This is a genomic window from Shewanella submarina, from assembly GCF_042646185.1.
Taxonomy (GTDB): domain Bacteria; phylum Pseudomonadota; class Gammaproteobacteria; order Enterobacterales; family Shewanellaceae; genus Shewanella; species Shewanella corallii.
This window is the reverse complement of the sequence record NZ_JBHRTD010000023.1, coordinates 66,398-83,189: the sequence shown is the minus strand read 5'-3', so window position 1 is coordinate 83,189 and position 16,792 is coordinate 66,398. Positions and strand designations below refer to the sequence as shown.

Sequence of the window (16,792 nt, the reverse complement as noted above, 5' to 3'; positions counted from 1 at the left end):
TATTACCTCAGTTTCAGGGTGGCCAGTCCCAGCAACACCAGGAACAGAGAGATAATCCAGAAACGGACAATCACTCTTGGCTCAGGCCAACCTTTCAACTCATAGTGGTGGTGGATAGGAGCCATGCGGAAAATCCGCTGACCACGCAGTTTATAACTGCCCACCTGAAGGATGACTGAAAGGGTCTCCATCACGAAAACGCCGCCCATGATCACCAACAAAATTTCCTGACGCACCAATACCGCCATGGTACCCAGCGCAGCCCCCAGAGACAGGGAGCCGACATCGCCCATAAAGACCTGAGCCGGATAGGTGTTAAACCACAGGAAGCCCAGACCGGCACCTACGATAGCGGTACAGACGATCACCAGCTCACCGGCGCCCGGCAGATAGGGGATATGCAAATAAGCAGAGAACTGCACGTGACCTGACAGATAAGCGATCAGTGCAAAGGCTGCAGCAACCATGACAGTAGGCATAATCGCCAGACCATCGAGACCATCGGTCAGGTTTACCGCATTACTGGAACCCACAATGGTGAAGTAAGCCAGCAGGATAAAGAGCGCACCCAGTTGAGGCATCACGTCTTTGAAGAAAGGCACAACCAGCTGGGTTTCACCCGGAGCTGAAGCGCTGTAATACAGGTAGAAGGCGACAACCAGCGCACCCAACGACTGCAGCAGGTACTTCCAGCGCGCAATCAGGCCATCGGTGTTCTTGCGCACCACTTTGCGGTAATCATCAATGAAACCAATCAGGCCAAAGGCACCCAGCACAAACAGCATCACCCAAACGTAACGGCTGTCCAGATCACCCCACAGCAGCACGGAAATAAAGATACCGGCGAGGATCAACAAACCACCCATGGTTGGGGTGCCACGCTTGCTGAAGTGAGACTCAGGACCATCATTGCGAACAACCTGACCGATCTGCAGCAGTTGCAGACGCTCGATCAGACGAGGTCCCCACCAGAGACTGAAAGTAAGGGCAGTGAGCAGGCCCAGAATCGCTCTGAAGGTCAGATAAGAAAATACGTTAAACCCGGTATAAAACTGGGTTAGATATTCCGCCAGATAAACCAGCATTAAGACAACTCCCCGCGCCCGAAGGCGGTTTTCAAAGCCTCAACAACGCGTTCCATCCCCGCGCTGCGCGACCCTTTTACCAATACCGTCACCTGTCCCGGTAACGCCTGTATATGGCTGATTAACGCGCTGACCAGTGCATCCAACTCTGTGTAATGAGCGGAGCCGAATGCTTCACTGGCCGCTCTGGACAGTTCTCCCAAACAAAACAGTTGGTTAATACCTGCCTGCTTCGCCGAAGACCCCAGTTCGCCATGCAAAAGGGACGCATTGTCGCCTAATTCACCCAAATCGCCCAGTACCAGGGCGCGATTTCCTTCAATTTCTTTCAGCCAGTTGATAGCCGCACCCACAGAGGCGGGGTTACCGTTATAGCTGTCATCAACTACAGTTACCCGTCCCAGCTCCACCGGCATCATGCGGCCTTTTACCGGCTCAAGCAGGCTCAGCCCCGTCGCAATTTCCCCTAAGGAGAAACCGGCAGCCAGGCAGATAGCGGCGGCAGCCAGTGCATTGGACACCTGATGACGCCCGGCCAGCGGCAACTGAATTTGTACCGAGTCATTACCTGCGCGGCATTCAAAGCTGAAACGGCCAAAAGCATCCGGTTGCAGCTGTAAACCCTGCACATCGGCGTGGTTTTCAATCCCAAAGCTCAGTTGTCTGTGCCCCTTGGCGGCGGCAAACATCACATCGCAATATTGGTCATCGGCATTGATGATGGCCACACCATCCTCAGCCAGATGATTGAAGATTTCAGACTTGGCTTTGGCTACACCAGCCTCAGAGCCAAAACCTTCGAGATGAGCACTGGCCACATTGTTCACCAGAGCGACATCTGGCCGCGCCAGCGCAGAGGTGTAATCAATTTCACCAATATGGTTGGCACCCAACTCAAACACGCCAATCTCATCGCCGGGTTGCAAACGCAAAAGCGTCAGCGGCACGCCGATATCATTGTTGAAGTTGCCTGCGGTATAGAGCACCCGGTGTTGCTGTGAGCAGATGGTCGCAACCATCTCTTTCACCGATGTTTTTCCGTTAGAACCGGTCAGTGCCAGACTCTTTGGGTTGACCTGCTGCCTGACCAGGGCTCCCAGTTGTCCCAATGCCTTGTGGCAATCAGCGACAATAAGCTGAGGCACATCAACGGCCAGTTGTCGCTCCACCAGAAGGGCGACGGCACCATTGTCCACTGCGGTCTGAGCAAAATCGTGCGCGTCAAAACGCTCACCTTTCAAGGCGATAAACAGACCATCAGCCTCTATGTTGCGACTGTCTGTGGTGACGCTCGAAATGCTTTTGTTATCACCCACCAAAGTGGCCTGAAGTGGCTCAAGCAATTGGGTTAATTCAACGCGGATCATTGCGCCTCCCCTACTGCCTGCGCAGCCAAGGTTGCGGCCAGAGCCCGCTCGTCATAGTCATGCTTCACGCCGGCTATTTCCTGATAGGTTTCGTGTCCCTTACCAGCCAGAAGCACTATGTCACCAGCACTGGCACGGGAATAAACTTGTTTGATGGCGTCACGGCGATCCGGATTAACCAGCGCTAAATCAGGCTGTTTAAGACCCGCCTGCATATCAGCAATAATCGCCATGGGATCTTCACTGCGGGTATTGTCGCTGGTCAGCATAATGCCGTCGGCGAACGCTTCCGCCACTGCAGCCATCATGGGGCGCTTGCCCTTGTCACGATCACCGCCACAGCCAAACAGGCACCATAGTTTGCCTTCGCTGTGAATGCGGGCCGCTTTCAATGCTTGCTCCAGACCATCCGGTGTGTGGGCATAGTCGACCACCAGAGTGGGCTTACCTTCAGCGGGGAAACACTCCATACGACCGGCAACCGGCTTGAGCCTGCACACAGCAGCACACATGGCGGACATATCAAAGCCACAGGCATGGAGTGCGCTCAGTGCAGCCAGCAGGTTGGACAGATTAAATGCGCCCAACAAAGGGGACTGGATGCGGGCACTGGCTCCGGGCCAATTCACCGTGGCACTGACACCGGCGGGGTGATATTCAACGTCGGTGACAAAATAGTCGGCGTCGGCATGCCCTTCGGTAGAGAAACCTGTGTACCTGTCAGGGTTGGTGGAATACCAGGCCTGACCAATGGCGTCGTCCAGATTAATCAGTGCAGACTGCACGCTGGCAAAGTCCAGCAGGCGCTTTTTGGCAGCGCCATAACTGATCATATCGCCATGATAATCGAGGTGGTCCCGGCTCAGATTGGTAAATACCGCGACCTTGAACGGCACAGCATCCACCCGTCCCTGAACCAGACCATGGCTGGATACTTCCATGGCGCAGGCACTCAGGCCGTCACGCTCAAAGCCATTAAGCTGACGCATAATAGTCAGAGGATCCGCTGTGGTATTGCCCACATCGTGCAGGCTGGCAGGGTCAGCATTGCGCCACTCGCCGTTACCCATGGTACCCATTACCGCGGCACGCTGGCCGTTGAGCACCAGCAGTTGAGCGATCAATTGGCTGACCGAGGTCTTGCCATTGGTACCGGTAATACCAATAACCTTGAGCTTTTCCGGTAGCAGGGGCCATGCCTGGGCTGCCAGCGCTGACACCTGATGAACAAGGTCATGGAAGTAAATCATCAGGCCATTGTCATTGGAGACCTGGCCATGCTGCTCCGCATCATCCGTGTGCACCAGACAGGCGACCGCGCCATTTTCCAGTGCTTTGGCAACATAGTTGCGACCGTCAGTCGCGTGACCGGGCACAGCAACAAACACACTGCCGGGCTTAATGGCCCGGCTGTCCAAAGTTAAATCGCCGGTTTGTTCATTCCCGGCATAGTGCATCCAGGGAGCCAGCAGATCCCGTAAGTACATCATTCTGCTCTCCCCTTAACCGACGCCAACTGCAATTGTTCGCGTTGGGTTACAGGTTCTACATTCAACATCTGCAGCGCACCGGACATTACGTTCGCAAATACCGGGCCTGCCACGTCACCGCCGTAGTATCTGTCCCCTTTGGGATCATTCACTACTACGGCAATAGCCAATCTTGGGTTATTCACCGGAGCCACACCGGCAAACAGCGCCCAGTAGTCATCCCCATAGCCACCGGCAATCGCCTTACGGCTGGTACCTGTCTTACCGGCAACGGGATAACCTTCAATATGAGCTTTACGGGCGGTACCGCCCTTTTCAGTTACCCCGACCAGCATATGCATCACATCCTCTGCCACATCAGCAGACAGCACACGTTCGCCTTCAGGCGGGGTTTTCATCTTCAGAATCGATACCGGCTTGAGCACACCACCCGAGCCAAGCGTGGCGTACATACGCGCCAGCTGCAGAGTGGTTGCAGTCAGGCCATAACCAAAAGAAAGAGTCGCGCGTTCGAAGTCAGACCAACGGTAACGCTCGCGGATCAGCCCTGAGTTTTCACCTGTCAGATCACTGCCTGACTGGCTGCCCAGTCCCATGCTGTAATAGGTTCCCAGCAACTGCTCGACCGGCATGGACAGAGCCAGCTTACTCACACCCACGTTACTGGACTTGACCAGAATTTTTGCCAGCGACATATCGCCATAGTTGACAGCATCACGCACCTGACGGCCACCAATACGCATCCAACCGGGAGAAGTTGGGATAAGCTCGTCAGACTTCACTACCCCTGCCTGCAGAGCTGCAGCCACCACAAAAGGCTTAAGGGTTGAACCCGGCTCAAAGGTATCGGTCACAGCGCGGTTGCGCATGCGGAAGCTTTGCAGCTGATCTCTTGAATTGGGGTTGTAGGATGGCGTATTCACCATGGCGAGGATCTCGCCCGAGTGTACATCCAGTACCACCACACTGCCGCCGGTAGCCTGATTCAGTTCGGTCGCTTTTTTCAGCTCGCGATAGGCCAGGGACTGGATCCGCTGATCAATACTCAGCACCAGATCATTGGGTTTCTCGCCCTCCTGTACCACACCCAGACGTTCAACCACCTTGCCATCGCGGGATTTACGCACCTTCTGCTTGGAAGGGCTGCCGGTCAGCCAATCGTTATAAGTTTTCTCAATCCCTTCAATACCAACATCATCGATATTGGTGATCCCCACAACCTGGGCGGTAATCTCACCACTTGGATAGTAACGACGAGACTCTTCCCGAAGAGAAATACCTTTCAATTTCAGCTGCTTGATATACTCACCCACTTCCGGGGTGACCTGACGCTTCAGGTAAGTAAAGCGACTCTTGGGGTTGCGTTTAATGCGGGCAACCATATCGGCTTCATCCAGATGCAACACATCTGCCAGTGCCTGCCAGCGTTTGTCATTGCCCGGCTTGAAGCCATCATGATCAAACACCCGCTTGGGATCAGCATAAACCGCCTTAACCGGAACACTGACCGCCAGCATTTCGCCATTACGGTCAGTGATCAGTCCCCGCTGTACCTCGTTACTGGTGGTGCGCAGCGAGCGCATATCACTTTCGTGACGCAACTTGCCCGGTTCAATAATCTGAATATATGCAGCACGAGCCACCAGAGCGCCAAACAGCAGGCACACAAAAAACAGCACCACCTGAACCCGCATAGGGATCAAGGTCGGTTTCTGATTACGCTTGGCCTGTTTGGTTTTTCTGCTCATGGCACTCTCACGACCACTTCTTCACTCGGGGCAGGTCTGTGCATCCCCAACTCCTTGGTAGCAATGCGGGTAATCTTGCTGTGTTCTGTCTGGGCCTGCTCTTCCAGCAGTAAATTGCGCCATTCAATATCCAGCCTGTCCCGCTGTTGCAACAACTGATCCCACTTACTGATCTGCTGACGATTAACATGGCTGGCATACACCACAGCCACAGCATTCAGCACAACTGTCAGCGCCAACAGGCACAACCACTTGTGATGCCAGAGATCCAGCAACACAATGCGGGTTAAGTTCAGTTGTGACTTGCTCACTCGCGTATCCAATTCCCTGTTCAGTAATCCAGGCGCTCAGCCACACGCAAAACGCTGCTGCGGGCGCGTGGGTTACGCTCCAATTCCACCTCTGATGGTTTCATCGCTTTGCCCACAGGCTTGAGCTTACGGTTGCTGCTGATCTGCTCTTCAGTCACAGGCAAGCCGTAAGGCACTTCCTCCTTCTGGGAGTGCTTGCGGATAAAGCGCTTAACGATTCTGTCTTCCAGTGAGTGGAAGCTGATAATGGACAGCCTTCCCTGTGGAGCCAGTGCCTTAAGAGAACCTTCCAGCGCCTGCTCAATCTGCTCCAACTCACTGTTGATATAAATACGGATCGCCTGAAACACCCGGGTCGCCGGATGCTTGTTACGCTCCTTGGTTTTGGCCACACGAGCGATCAAGTCAGCCAGCTGCTTGGTACGTTCAAATGGCTCTTTTTCTCTGTCTGCTGCAATACAACGGGCGATATGGCGGCCGTTACGTTCTTCACCAAAGGTTTTAAACACCCAGGCCATATCTTCAATCTCGGCTCTGGCCAGCCACTGGGCAGCGGTTTCACCCTGACTGTTATCCATGCGCATATCCAAAGGACCATCGCGCAGAAAACTGAAGCCACGATCGGCATCATCCAACTGAGGTGAAGACACCCCAAGATCCAGCAGTACGCCGTCAATCTTGCCGGTCAGCCCCAGATCTTCCACATAGTCAGCCAGCTGGCCGAACCCACCGTGAACAATCTGGAAACGCTTGTCATCGGCAAACTGCTTAGCAGCTTCAATCGCCTGTGGATCGCGGTCAATGGCAATAAGGCGACCGTTTTCACCAAGCTGCTGCAGCACCAGACGAGAGTGCCCGCCACGGCCAAAGGTACCGTCGATATAGATGCCGTCAGGACGGATATTGAGACCGTCAACGGTTTCATCAAGCAATACGGTTAAATGGGCAAATTCCTGGCTCATGGCACTCTTCTTTCAATTAAATTCATTACAATGAGAAATCAGCCAAACGCTCATTGGCGTCCAGCTCAGTTTCCTGGATTACTTGTTGATCATCGGCAATCTGCTGCATCCAGCTTTGTTCATCCCATAACTCAAACTTGTTAAACTGCCCCACCAGCATGGCTTTCTTATTCAGCCCAGCGTATTGACGCAAAGGTGGTGGCAACAGGATTCGACCATTGGAATCCAGTTCAAGTTCATGGGCGTATCCCAACAATTTGCGTTTCAGTGCGCGCTCAGTAGGTTGAGTGTCAGACAACTGGAAAAGCTTCTCTTCAACTTTGTTCCATTCCCAGAGGGGGTAGAGCAACAGGCAGGCAGACTTGATATCGACGGTAAGCACCAGATGACCAGCCATGGCCGGATCCTGATGATCGCGCAGGGCTTCGCGGTACCGCACAGGTATGGCGATCCGTCCTTTGGCATCGAGATTAATCGAGCTGGCCCCACGAAACATTAGTCTTTATTCCTGTATTCCGATTACATGATCCACAAAAATCCACAAATTCCCACAACTGCTAAGTTTAGGGACAGGCTGCAAGCATTGTCAAGCTGCCCAAGGCCAGTCTTCAAGCGGGTTATAAGGGAGTTTTCAGGGTATGAACACTTGGTTGATAAAGTGGGAATTTGTGGAAAAGCTGAACGCTAATTAAGTGAATTTTGGTGAAAAAATGCACCCACAGCAGGCCTGCAGGTCAGTTGAGTGGGAAATCAGATGGCGAAAGTATCGTCAACACTCAGATCAGCAATCCAGATTGATTACCTGACTGGTCACTGGTGGAAAGAATAAGTTAACATATTGACAACACTCATCAATTTATTCCAACTGAGATGATTTCCAGTGCTGGCACAAGAAAAATACATAACAGCCTGAACCTGGTGGTTGGTATTCAAATACTGATCTGGCTGATTACCGGTTGTTACATGGTATTGATGGATATTAATTTTATCCGGGGCCAGCATCTGATTGCGCCAACTCAGACTGCCGTCATTGCAGCGGATACCGTTAAAGTGCAACCCGCTGACATACAAAGCCGTCTGGGGCCCATTTCATCGCTTCGCCTGTTGGCCCATCCCAGTGGCCCTGCCTATCTGGTTAATCACAACGAGCGGAGTTTACTGATTTCTGCTGTCGATGGACGGACCTTGCCCGACACACTGAACCGCGATCAGGCAATTGAGGCGGCCCTGGCCAGATTTAATGGCGCGGGTGAACTGATTACTGCCGCTTTATTGGAAACTCCACCTGACGAAGTCAGTTGGATCACACCACCGGTTTGGCAGGTGAGCTTTACAGGTGTGGGAGAGCCCCGACTCTATCTCAACGCGCAAACGGGGGAGCTGATCAGCAAACGCCACAACTACTGGCAGGTTTTCGATCTGTTCTGGATGCTGCACATTATGGATTATGACACCCGCGAGAATATCCATAATCCACTGCTGCAAATAGCCGCCTCTCTGGCATTGATTTCAGCACTGAGTGGCATAGTCCTGCTCTGGGTCAGTCGCAGGAGGCGTCCATTATGAAATGGCAAAAGTGGCACCGGATATTGGCGTGGATGGCCGGACTACAGATGATACTCTGGCTGATAACCGGCCTCACTCTGAGCCTTCTGCCTGCAGATCTTTTGAATGACAGCAAGGACAGAGTCAGAAGCTCCCCCAATGTGATAGCAACACCTCTGCCGGATTTGACTCCATTACTGAGAGAACATGGAGACAAACTGCTGGGAGTCGATGTCGCTCATCACCTTCCCCAGGCTGTCTATCAGGTAAAAACGACCGAGGGGGACCATTGGTATCGTATCAAGCCTCTTGCACCTTTCACTCCGACCATAGCAGAGCTGACTTGGGTTGCGGCAGCCAGTTACAGTGGCAATGCACCTCTGTCCCGGCCTGAACTGATCACTTCCCCGGCACAGAGTATTTCCAATACGCCTGTCTATCTGGTCACCGCCGGTGATACCCAAATCTATATTGATACCGCCTCAGCCAGAGTCATTGCCCATAAACATACCGGCAGCCAAATAAAGCAGTGGCTGTTGATGATCCACTTTATGGATTACTTCCCGGACAATGGGTTGGGGTTCAATGCCCTGCCAATACAGATTATGGCGCTGCTGGCGCTGACCATGGGACTAAGCGGTGTTGCGACCCTGATATCCAGAGGGCTGGCCGGTACTCTGGTACTCCCCTTTAAACTAGCGGGCAGTAAAACCCTCGAAGTCTTCGATCTGGAAAACAGGCCATTGGCAGAGTTCAAATGCCGCGGCAGCCTGCTACAGAGCATTAACCATAAGCAAAAGACACTGACAACACGCTGCGGCGGCGGTGGCAGCTGCGGCATGTGCAGATTACGCTGGCTCGAGGATGCACCTGAACCAACCAAACAGGACAGGTTCGCATTGTCGGAAGCCATGCTGACAGAAGGTGTAAGACTCGGTTGTCAGCATAAAGCAGGCAATATGAAAGTTGCTTTGTCCACGCCTGCTCAACAAAAATACTGGCAGCGACAAACCAGTGACGATACACATCCGGCCACCAAAGGCTAAAATTTAACCAGAGACGGTCGATAAACAGGTAAGACTGGATTACAGGTCGGGACTGACTTATGGGATTGGATGCTATTTACAATATGCTGGCAAAACCGGTGAAGGCCGGGATTGAACGTGCCCGCAAAGTACAGAAGGTCACACCCGAGGCCGCCACCAACGCCGATGACCACCAGCCGGTCACCGACAAACCCAGCTATCAAATCGAGCGGCGTAAACAGAACTCAAGTCGCCGAAAGTTCAGGCTCGGCGGCCGACGACGCACAGATCGACCAGCCGCCGTTCACCAACATGAAGACAAATTCGTACCTGCCACAGAGGAAGAGCTGGAAAGAGAAGCCAGAGAGTTGGCTCAGGAGCAACAGGGAAAACTCAGTACCGGCCCCAGAGATGCCAAAGGCAACCATGTGGATATTGAGGCGTGATAACTCACCAATAGATAAAAAATGCCGGGCGATTGCCCGGCTTTGTCATTTTGAGACCTCAGCAGATTAGCTGCGGGTTCTGGCCACCGCCTGTTGCCAGCCCAGATACAGAGCCTCTTTACTCTGCTCATCGATTTGCGGCGTAAAACAGCGCTCCACTGCGGCCTTATGCTTAAGCTCCTCAGTAGATTGCCAGAAACCCACCGCCAAACCGGCAAGGAATGCCGCCCCCATAGCCGTGGTTTCCGTCAGCTCAGGTCGTAACACTTCGGCGTGAGTAATATCCGCCTGGAACTGCATCAGAAAATCATTGGCAACTGCGCCGCCATCCACCTTGAGTTGCTTCAGTGGCACTCCACAATCTTTGGCCATGGCATCCAGCAGATCCCGGCTTTGATAGGCAATGGACTCGAGTGCAGCGCGAATAATATGGTTTCGGTTGGCGCCCCGGGTCAGTCCCACCAGCGCCCCCCTGGCATTGGGATCCCAGTAAGGTGCACCCAGGCCTACAAAGGCGGGCACCAGATATACACCATTGGTGTCAGCGACTCTGGAGGCAAAGTACTCGGTATCCTGAGCATCACGGATAAGTCCCAGCTCATCCCGCAGCCATTGAATGGTGGCACCGCCCATAAATACTGCGCCTTCCAGCGCGTAATTCACTTCGCCTTTGGCACCCACGGCCACTGTGGTCAGCAGGCCATGCTCTGAAGACACAGGCTTGTCACCCGTATTCATCAACAGGAAGCAGCCAGTACCATAGGTATTTTTAGCCGTGCCCTTGTCGGTGCACAGCTGACCAAAGAGTGCAGATTGCTGATCCCCGGCCATACCGGCCACAGGGATCTCCTGGCCCTGACCGGCAATACGGGTTTTTCCCACTATCTCAGATGAGCCTTTCACTTCCGGCAGTATTGATGCCGGGATGTCGAAAATCTCCAGCAGGCGCTCATCCCACTTAAGATCGTGAATGTTATACAGCATGGTGCGGGCAGCATTAGTGGGGTCAGTCACATGCACCTCACCCTCGGTCAGCTTCCAGGTCAACCAGGTGTCTATAGTGCCGAACAGCAACTCGCCCTGCTCCGCCTGCTCGCGGGCACCGGGGACATTATCCAGCAACCATTTTATCTTGGACGCAGAGAAGTAAGGATCCAGTACCAGCCCGGTGCGGCGGCGTACTTCATCTTCCAGCCCCTGAACTTTGAGCGCATCGCAAATCTCTGCACTGCGGCGACACTGCCAGACAATGGCATTGTGGATAGGTTTGCCTGTGGACTTATTCCACAGCACTGTGGTTTCCCTCTGATTGGTAATACCGATGGCGGCCACTTCGCGGCTGCGAATATTGGCGCGAGCCAGAGCCTCTATCAGAGTGGAAGACTGGGATGCCCAAATCTCCATGGGATCGTGTTCAACCCAGCCAGGCTGAGGGTAGTGCTGGGTAAACTCCCGTTGGGAGACGGATACTATGTTGGCATCATGGTCGAATACAATGGCCCTTGAACTGGTAGTGCCCTGATCCAGCGCCACCACATATTTCTTTGTCACCCTTGGGTTTCCTTGTGAAACTTTACCTGCTTGCATTTAACCATAGCTGACGCCGATCGTCATTCCTCATGGTCAGGGCGATGCAGCAGTGGCGCCAGTTTAAGCAGCTGTGCCATATTGGATACCCCCAACTTCTTCATCACCTTGGCTCTGTGTACTTCTATGGTACGCACTGCCACAAACAGGGCTTCCGCCATCTGCTTATTGGTATTGCCATTAACCACCAGCTGAAAAATCTCCTTCTCCCTGTCAGTCAGGCTGTCGATTAACGCCTGATGTTTCAGTTTCCAGCTCTGACGTTCACTGTGAGCCAGCCCTTTATCAATCGCTTCAGCCAAAGCTTTGCCCTGCACCGGTTTTTGAAAGAAATCAAACGCGCCGTTCTTAAAGGCATCCACTGCCATAGGCACATCACCGTGTCCGGTGAGGAAGATAACTGACAAGGGGCTGGCAGTTTCATTCAACAACTGCTGCACCTGCTGACCACTTAACCCCGGCATACGGGAGTCGAGAATGGCGCAGCCTGGCTCACTCAGGTCAACAGTGTCCAGAAACTGCTGGCCATCATCGAACCACACCACTTGATAGCCAAAACCTTCCAGCAAAAAACTCAGGGAGTCGGCAATCGCCTCATCGTCGTCCACCAGATAAATCTTTTGTTGAGCAGCGAATGTCATTGCTTTGTACCTCTGTATGGTTAACTACCTGAGTCATATCCCAGTTTTGCCACTCACGCGAATCCGGCGTGCGGAAATTTGAATCCCGCCACATTGGTTATGCCAACACTGAGTTATGGTTCCGCTTTTACGCACTCTGCTGACTCTGGAGTTGATATCTTGCCCCGGCCTTTGCTGCTTTCCCTGTGTTTAACCCTGTGTCTCACCTGGCTGCTCTGTTTTTGCTGCCTGCCCGGCTATGCATCTGAAGCGGTGCAATCCAAGCCAACGCCTCCAGCTGCGACCAATGAAAAAACGAATAAAGACAAGGTGTATAAAGTCGGGGTATTGGCTAATTGGGGATATCAAAAGGCTAAAGAGCGTTGGCAACCTATGATGGATTACCTCAGTGAACGTGTGCCCGGCACCAAGTTTGAAGTCCAACCCGGTACCTTTGAAGAACTGAATCAGGCGCTACTTGATAACAGAATCCAGTTCATCATCACCAACCCGGGGCAGTATCTGTATCTGTCCAATCAGTATCCTCTGTCCTGGCTGGCGACCATGCGTTCACGCCAGCACAATGGCACCACCAAGGCCATAGGATCGGCCATTCTGGTGCGGGCCGACAGTGACTATCGCACCCTGTATGATCTTAAAGACAAGACAGTGGCTGCCAGCGGCCCCCATGCGTTAGGGGGCTATCAGGCCACTGTTGGCTTGATGAATAAACTGGGTATGGATCCGCAGCATTGGTTTAAGGAAACCCGCTTCCTCGGCTTCCCACTGGACCCTCTTGTATATCAGGTACGGGATGGCAATGTGGATGCTGCGATTACCCCTCTGTGTACACTGGAAGAGATGGTGAAGCGCGGTCTGGTGAAAGAGCAGGATTTCAGAGTACTCAACCCCAGCCGTCCCGAAGGTTACGACTGCCAGTGTTCAACCAACCTCTACCCCAACTGGTCGTTTGCCGCCAGTGAGCATGTGAACGCCCGCCTGACCAAACGTATCACCCAGGCCCTGCTGTCTCTGCCCAAAGACAGCCCGGCTGCGATCAAGGCCGATTTGGCAGGCTGGACTTCACCTATCAGCCAACTGCAGGTCATTAAGCTATTTGGCGAGCTGAAGGTCGCTAAAGATCAACATCCCAAATGGGAGTCGGTTATGCACTGGCTCAAAGCCAACCAGCACTGGGGCATACTGGCGGTGCTGATCTTTCTGGTCGCCACTATCTATCACCTCTGGATTGAGTATAAATTCCGCCAGAAGAGCGACACCCTGGTAGAGACAGAGCGTCAACTGAAGCTCAAGGCCGTTGCCATGGAGCGTCTGCAAAGCAGCGCTATTCTCGGTGAAATTGGTGCTGGCCTGGCACATGAACTCAATCAACCCATAGCTGCGATAACCAGTTACAGCGAAGGTGGCATTATGCGTCTGCAAGCCAAAGGCGAAGGCTTTGAGGAATGCGTCGCCCTGCTGGAAAAAATTAACCGTCAGTCGGTGCGCGCCGGAGAAGTGGTGCATCGTATTCGTGGCCTGCTCAAACGCCGGGAAGCCGTAATGGAGGATGTGAACCTGCTGTCTTTAGTGGATGAATCCCTGGCACTGCTTAAGCTGGAGTTGGACAGACGTGACGTCAGAGTCACCACCAGGGTAGAAGGCGAGCCCTTCTTTGTGACCGCCGACAGGGTTGGCCTGTTGCAGGTACTGGTGAACCTGCTCAAGAACAGCCTGGATGCGCTGGCCGAGATGCCGCAGCCCCATGAAGGCTCCATTGCCATCCATTTCGATTTTCTGGAGCATCAGGTCAACCTGTCCCTGACCGATAATGGTCCGGGTCTGGCACTGCCCGGCGATGAGTTGATGGCGACCTTTTTCTCCACCAAGGCCAATGGTCTGGGACTGGGTCTGGCTATCTGCTCCGATGTACTCAAGCAACACGAAGGCAGCTTCAACCTGAGTAACCGCAGCGACCAGGAGACAGGCTGCACTGCCACCCTAAAGCTGAAACGCAGAGGCAGTACTGAAGCTGTGAATTGACCTCCTTAAGAGCTAAATCCTGGTTCACACTGAGATGGCAAAGTGACGTATTTCTCGCACTTTGCCGCTGCTCTCCGCCTAAATGTGGTTTACCACAATAGACATTCCCCCCCTTAACTGTTGGTCGAAAAGCGAACTTTGAGGGGTCTCACACTGGAGAAAAGATTTTTCTCTGTATGTGGTTTACCACAATATCCCGTCCCCATTTCTCGCCACAGAATGTCCCCAGATGACGGGCTGACCCGCCCGCAGCAACAGCAATAAACGGGGACAATAATAATGAATTTAGATCGGCGAACCTTTATCAAAGGTGCCGGCGCAGGTACCGCAACCTGTGCTCTGGCAAGCATGTTGCCAGGCTCACTGGCCGCGCTGGAACGCACCGAACTGAAAGGCACTGGCAGCGAAGTCGCCAGTATCTGTGAAATGTGCTCTACCCGATGCCCAATCTCTGCCCGCATTGTTAACGGTAAAAACGTTTCCATTCTGGGTAACCCTAAGGCCAAGTCATTTGGTGGCGCTGTATGTGCCCGTGGTGGCGCTGGCCACAGCCAGCTGTATGACAAGCAGCGTATCGTTAAACCGCTTAAGCGGGTTGGCGAGCGTGGCGAAGGTAACTGGCAGGAGATTGAGTGGGATGAAGCCTATGCCATCATCGCCGATAATCTGACCCGTATTAAGAATGAGCACGGCCCGGAAGCCGTCGCCTTCTCATCCAAGTCCGGCTCCCTGTCCGGCCACCTGTTTCATCTGGCTAAGGCCTATGGCAGCCCCAACACCTTTACCCACGCCTCTACCTGTCCGGCCGGTTATGTGATTGCCGCCAAAGCCATGTTCGGCGGCAAGATCAAACGGGATCTGGGTAACTCCAAGTACATTATTAACTTCGGCCACAACCTGTACGAAGGCATCAACATGTCGGAAACCCGAGGCATGATGAACGCCCAGATGGAAAAAGGCGCCAAGTTGGTCGTGTTCGAACCAAGATTCTCCATCGTCGCCGACAAGGCGGACGAGTGGTACGCCATCAAACCGGGCACTGACGTTGCCGTGGCACTGGCTATCTGTCATGTCCTGATCGAAGAAGAACTTTACGACAAAGCCTTTATCGACCGCTATGTCACCGGCTTCGACTCCTTCGCCAGCGAAGTAAAAGCCTATACCCCTGAGTGGGCCGAATCTGTATCCGATGTACCGGCCGAAGATATCCGCCGCATCACCCGTGAATACGCCGCTGCCGCGCCTCACGCCTGTGTCGACTTTGGTCACCGCTCAACCTTCACCACTGAAGAGTTTGAGATGCGCCGCGCCCTGTACGCCGCCAACGTTCTGATTGGCAATATCGAGCGTAAAGGTGGTCTGTACTTCGGTAAGAAAGCCTCTGGCTACAACAAGTTTGCCGGTGAGCAGGTTGCCCCGGTACTGGCCAAGCCTGGCGTTAAAGATATGCCCAAGTCCGACGCTAAACGCATCGACATGGTGGATGAGCAGTACGCCATGATGTGGTCCTCAGGTGGTATCTACCAGACCATTCTGGACTCGACTCTGGAAGCTAAGCCTTATCAGCTGCGTGGCTGGGTGATGAGCCGTACCAACCCAATGCAGACCATGACAGACAGGGCCCGCATTGTGGAAACCCTGAAGAAACTGGACTTCGTGGTCTGCTGCGATATCTACATCAGTGAAAGCGCCGCCTATGCCGATATCTTCCTGCCTGAATCCACTTACCTGGAGCGGGATGAAGAGATCGCCGACAAGTCAGGCAAGAACCCGGCCTACTATGTGCGTCAGAAGGTGGTTGAGCCTATCGGCAACACCCGTCCAAGCTGGCAGATCTGGAAGGAAGTAGGCGAATCCATGGGACTGAACAAGTACTTCCCATGGGACAATATGGACACTCTGCAGCTGTTCCAGGTAGGCAGTGATGTCGCCCTGCTGAACAAGATTAAACAGGATGGCTTTGTCAGCTATGGCAAACCTCTGATGCTGCGCGAACGCGCTATGGTGCAGAACTTTGTCTCTGCCTACCCCAATGCCACCGCGCCAGATGGTGATGGCACCTACGCCAGCCACCTTAAGTTCAAAACCCCAAGCGGCAAGATTGAACTGAGCTCAGACAAGGTTGAAAAGATGGCACCGGGCCGCGGCGTAATCCGCTACCGCGAAGTGACCATGAAGAAAGCCGACGAGCTGTTCTTTATCCAGGGCAAGGTAGCAGTACATACCAACGCAGGCAGCCAGAACGTGCCTATGCTGGCCAACCTGATGTCTGACAACGCCGTATGGATCCACCCGGTCACGGCAGGTCTGCTCAATATCCAGAGCGGCGACAAGATCCGCATCTATAACGATACCGGCAGCGAAGAAGGTCATGCACTGGTCACCCCGGGGATCCGCCCTGACACAGTATTCGCCTATATGGGTTTTGGCAGTAAAAACAAAGAGCTGGCCCGGGCAACCGGCAGAGGCGTGCACTGTGGCAACCTGCTGCCCCACGTGACCTCACCGGTAACAGGTATGAACCTGCACACCACTGGCGTAAAGATTGAGAAGGCTTAAGACT

Annotated in this window: 14 protein-coding genes; 5 read left to right on the top strand and 9 right to left on the bottom strand. The window is 53.5% G+C overall.

The features are described 5' to 3' along the window. Nucleotides 1-2 precede the first annotated feature (2 nt). Genes mraY through mraZ form a run of 7 tightly spaced genes read right to left on the bottom strand, consistent with a single transcriptional unit; the run spans nt 3 to nt 7,459 of the window. Complete coding sequence (mraY, locus tag ACFOE0_RS23145) at nt 3-1,085, bottom strand: phospho-N-acetylmuramoyl-pentapeptide-transferase (RefSeq protein ID WP_248937626.1); 1,083 nt, start codon at nt 1,083-1,085, stop codon at nt 3-5. Beyond that, the gene (locus tag ACFOE0_RS23140; RefSeq protein WP_248937625.1) at nt 1,085-2,452 is read right to left on the bottom strand and encodes a UDP-N-acetylmuramoyl-tripeptide--D-alanyl-D-alanine ligase; all 1,368 of its coding nucleotides are present in this window, start codon (nt 2,450-2,452) and stop codon (nt 1,085-1,087) included. Before ACFOE0_RS23140 ends, mraY begins: the two co-directional genes overlap by 1 nt. Beyond that, entirely contained in the window at nt 2,449-3,942 is a 1,494-nt protein-coding gene (gene murE / locus ACFOE0_RS23135) for a UDP-N-acetylmuramoyl-L-alanyl-D-glutamate--2,6-diaminopimelate ligase (protein WP_248937624.1), read from the bottom strand. Before murE ends, ACFOE0_RS23140 begins: the two co-directional genes overlap by 4 nt. Continuing rightward, on the bottom strand, nt 3,939-5,690 hold the full coding sequence (locus ACFOE0_RS23130; protein WP_248937623.1) for a peptidoglycan D,D-transpeptidase FtsI family protein: 1,752 nt from the start codon (nt 5,688-5,690) through the stop codon (nt 3,939-3,941). The genes murE and ACFOE0_RS23130 overlap by 4 nt, the downstream gene beginning before the upstream one ends. After that, a complete protein-coding gene (gene ftsL, locus ACFOE0_RS23125; RefSeq protein ID WP_115138747.1) occupies nt 5,687-6,001 on the bottom strand; it encodes a cell division protein FtsL in 315 nt (104 codons plus the stop codon). Before ftsL ends, ACFOE0_RS23130 begins: the two co-directional genes overlap by 4 nt. A 20-nt stretch (nt 6,002-6,021) precedes the next feature. Then, the gene (rsmH, locus tag ACFOE0_RS23120) at nt 6,022-6,963 is read right to left on the bottom strand and encodes a 16S rRNA (cytosine(1402)-N(4))-methyltransferase RsmH (protein WP_115138746.1); all 942 of its coding nucleotides are present in this window, start codon (nt 6,961-6,963) and stop codon (nt 6,022-6,024) included. A 25-nt stretch (nt 6,964-6,988) separates the two neighbouring features. Continuing rightward, entirely contained in the window at nt 6,989-7,459 is a 471-nt protein-coding gene (mraZ, locus tag ACFOE0_RS23115) for a division/cell wall cluster transcriptional repressor MraZ (protein ID WP_248937622.1), read from the bottom strand. A gap of 374 nt (nt 7,460-7,833) precedes the next feature. On the opposite strand from mraZ, the gene ACFOE0_RS23110 reads away from it, so the two are divergent. The 3 genes from ACFOE0_RS23110 to ACFOE0_RS23100 are packed head-to-tail and all read left to right on the top strand — an operon-like array spanning nt 7,834 to nt 9,979. Continuing rightward, nucleotides 7,834-8,529 carry a PepSY domain-containing protein gene (locus ACFOE0_RS23110; protein ID WP_248937621.1) on the top strand — a complete coding sequence of 232 codons (696 nt, stop codon included), beginning with the start codon at nt 7,834-7,836 and terminating at the stop codon, nt 8,527-8,529. Then, complete coding sequence (locus ACFOE0_RS23105) at nt 8,526-9,554, top strand: 2Fe-2S iron-sulfur cluster-binding protein (protein ID WP_248937620.1); 1,029 nt, start codon at nt 8,526-8,528, stop codon at nt 9,552-9,554. The genes ACFOE0_RS23110 and ACFOE0_RS23105 overlap by 4 nt, the downstream gene beginning before the upstream one ends. Nucleotides 9,555-9,613: 59 nt before the next feature. Further along, entirely contained in the window at nt 9,614-9,979 is a 366-nt protein-coding gene (locus ACFOE0_RS23100) for a hypothetical protein (RefSeq protein ID WP_248937619.1), read from the top strand. 66 nt (nt 9,980-10,045) lie between these two features. On the opposite strand, the gene glpK is transcribed toward ACFOE0_RS23100, so the two are convergent. Beyond that, entirely contained in the window at nt 10,046-11,530 is a 1,485-nt protein-coding gene (gene glpK, locus ACFOE0_RS23095) for a glycerol kinase GlpK (protein WP_248937618.1), read from the bottom strand. A 59-nt stretch (nt 11,531-11,589) separates the two neighbouring features. Further along, complete coding sequence (locus tag ACFOE0_RS23090; protein WP_248937617.1) at nt 11,590-12,207, bottom strand: response regulator transcription factor; 618 nt, start codon at nt 12,205-12,207, stop codon at nt 11,590-11,592. 159 nt (nt 12,208-12,366) lie between these two features. Here ACFOE0_RS23090 and ACFOE0_RS23085 point away from each other — a divergent pair, with 159 nt between their 5' ends. Further along, on the top strand, nt 12,367-14,229 hold the full coding sequence (locus ACFOE0_RS23085) for a sensor histidine kinase (RefSeq protein ID WP_248937616.1): 1,863 nt from the start codon (nt 12,367-12,369) through the stop codon (nt 14,227-14,229). A gap of 279 nt (nt 14,230-14,508) precedes the next feature. Beyond that, nucleotides 14,509-16,788: a thiosulfate reductase PhsA gene (phsA, locus tag ACFOE0_RS23080; RefSeq protein WP_248937615.1), complete on the top strand. Its 2,280-nt coding sequence runs from the start codon at nt 14,509-14,511 to the stop codon at nt 16,786-16,788. Nucleotides 16,789-16,792: the final 4 nt, after the last annotated feature.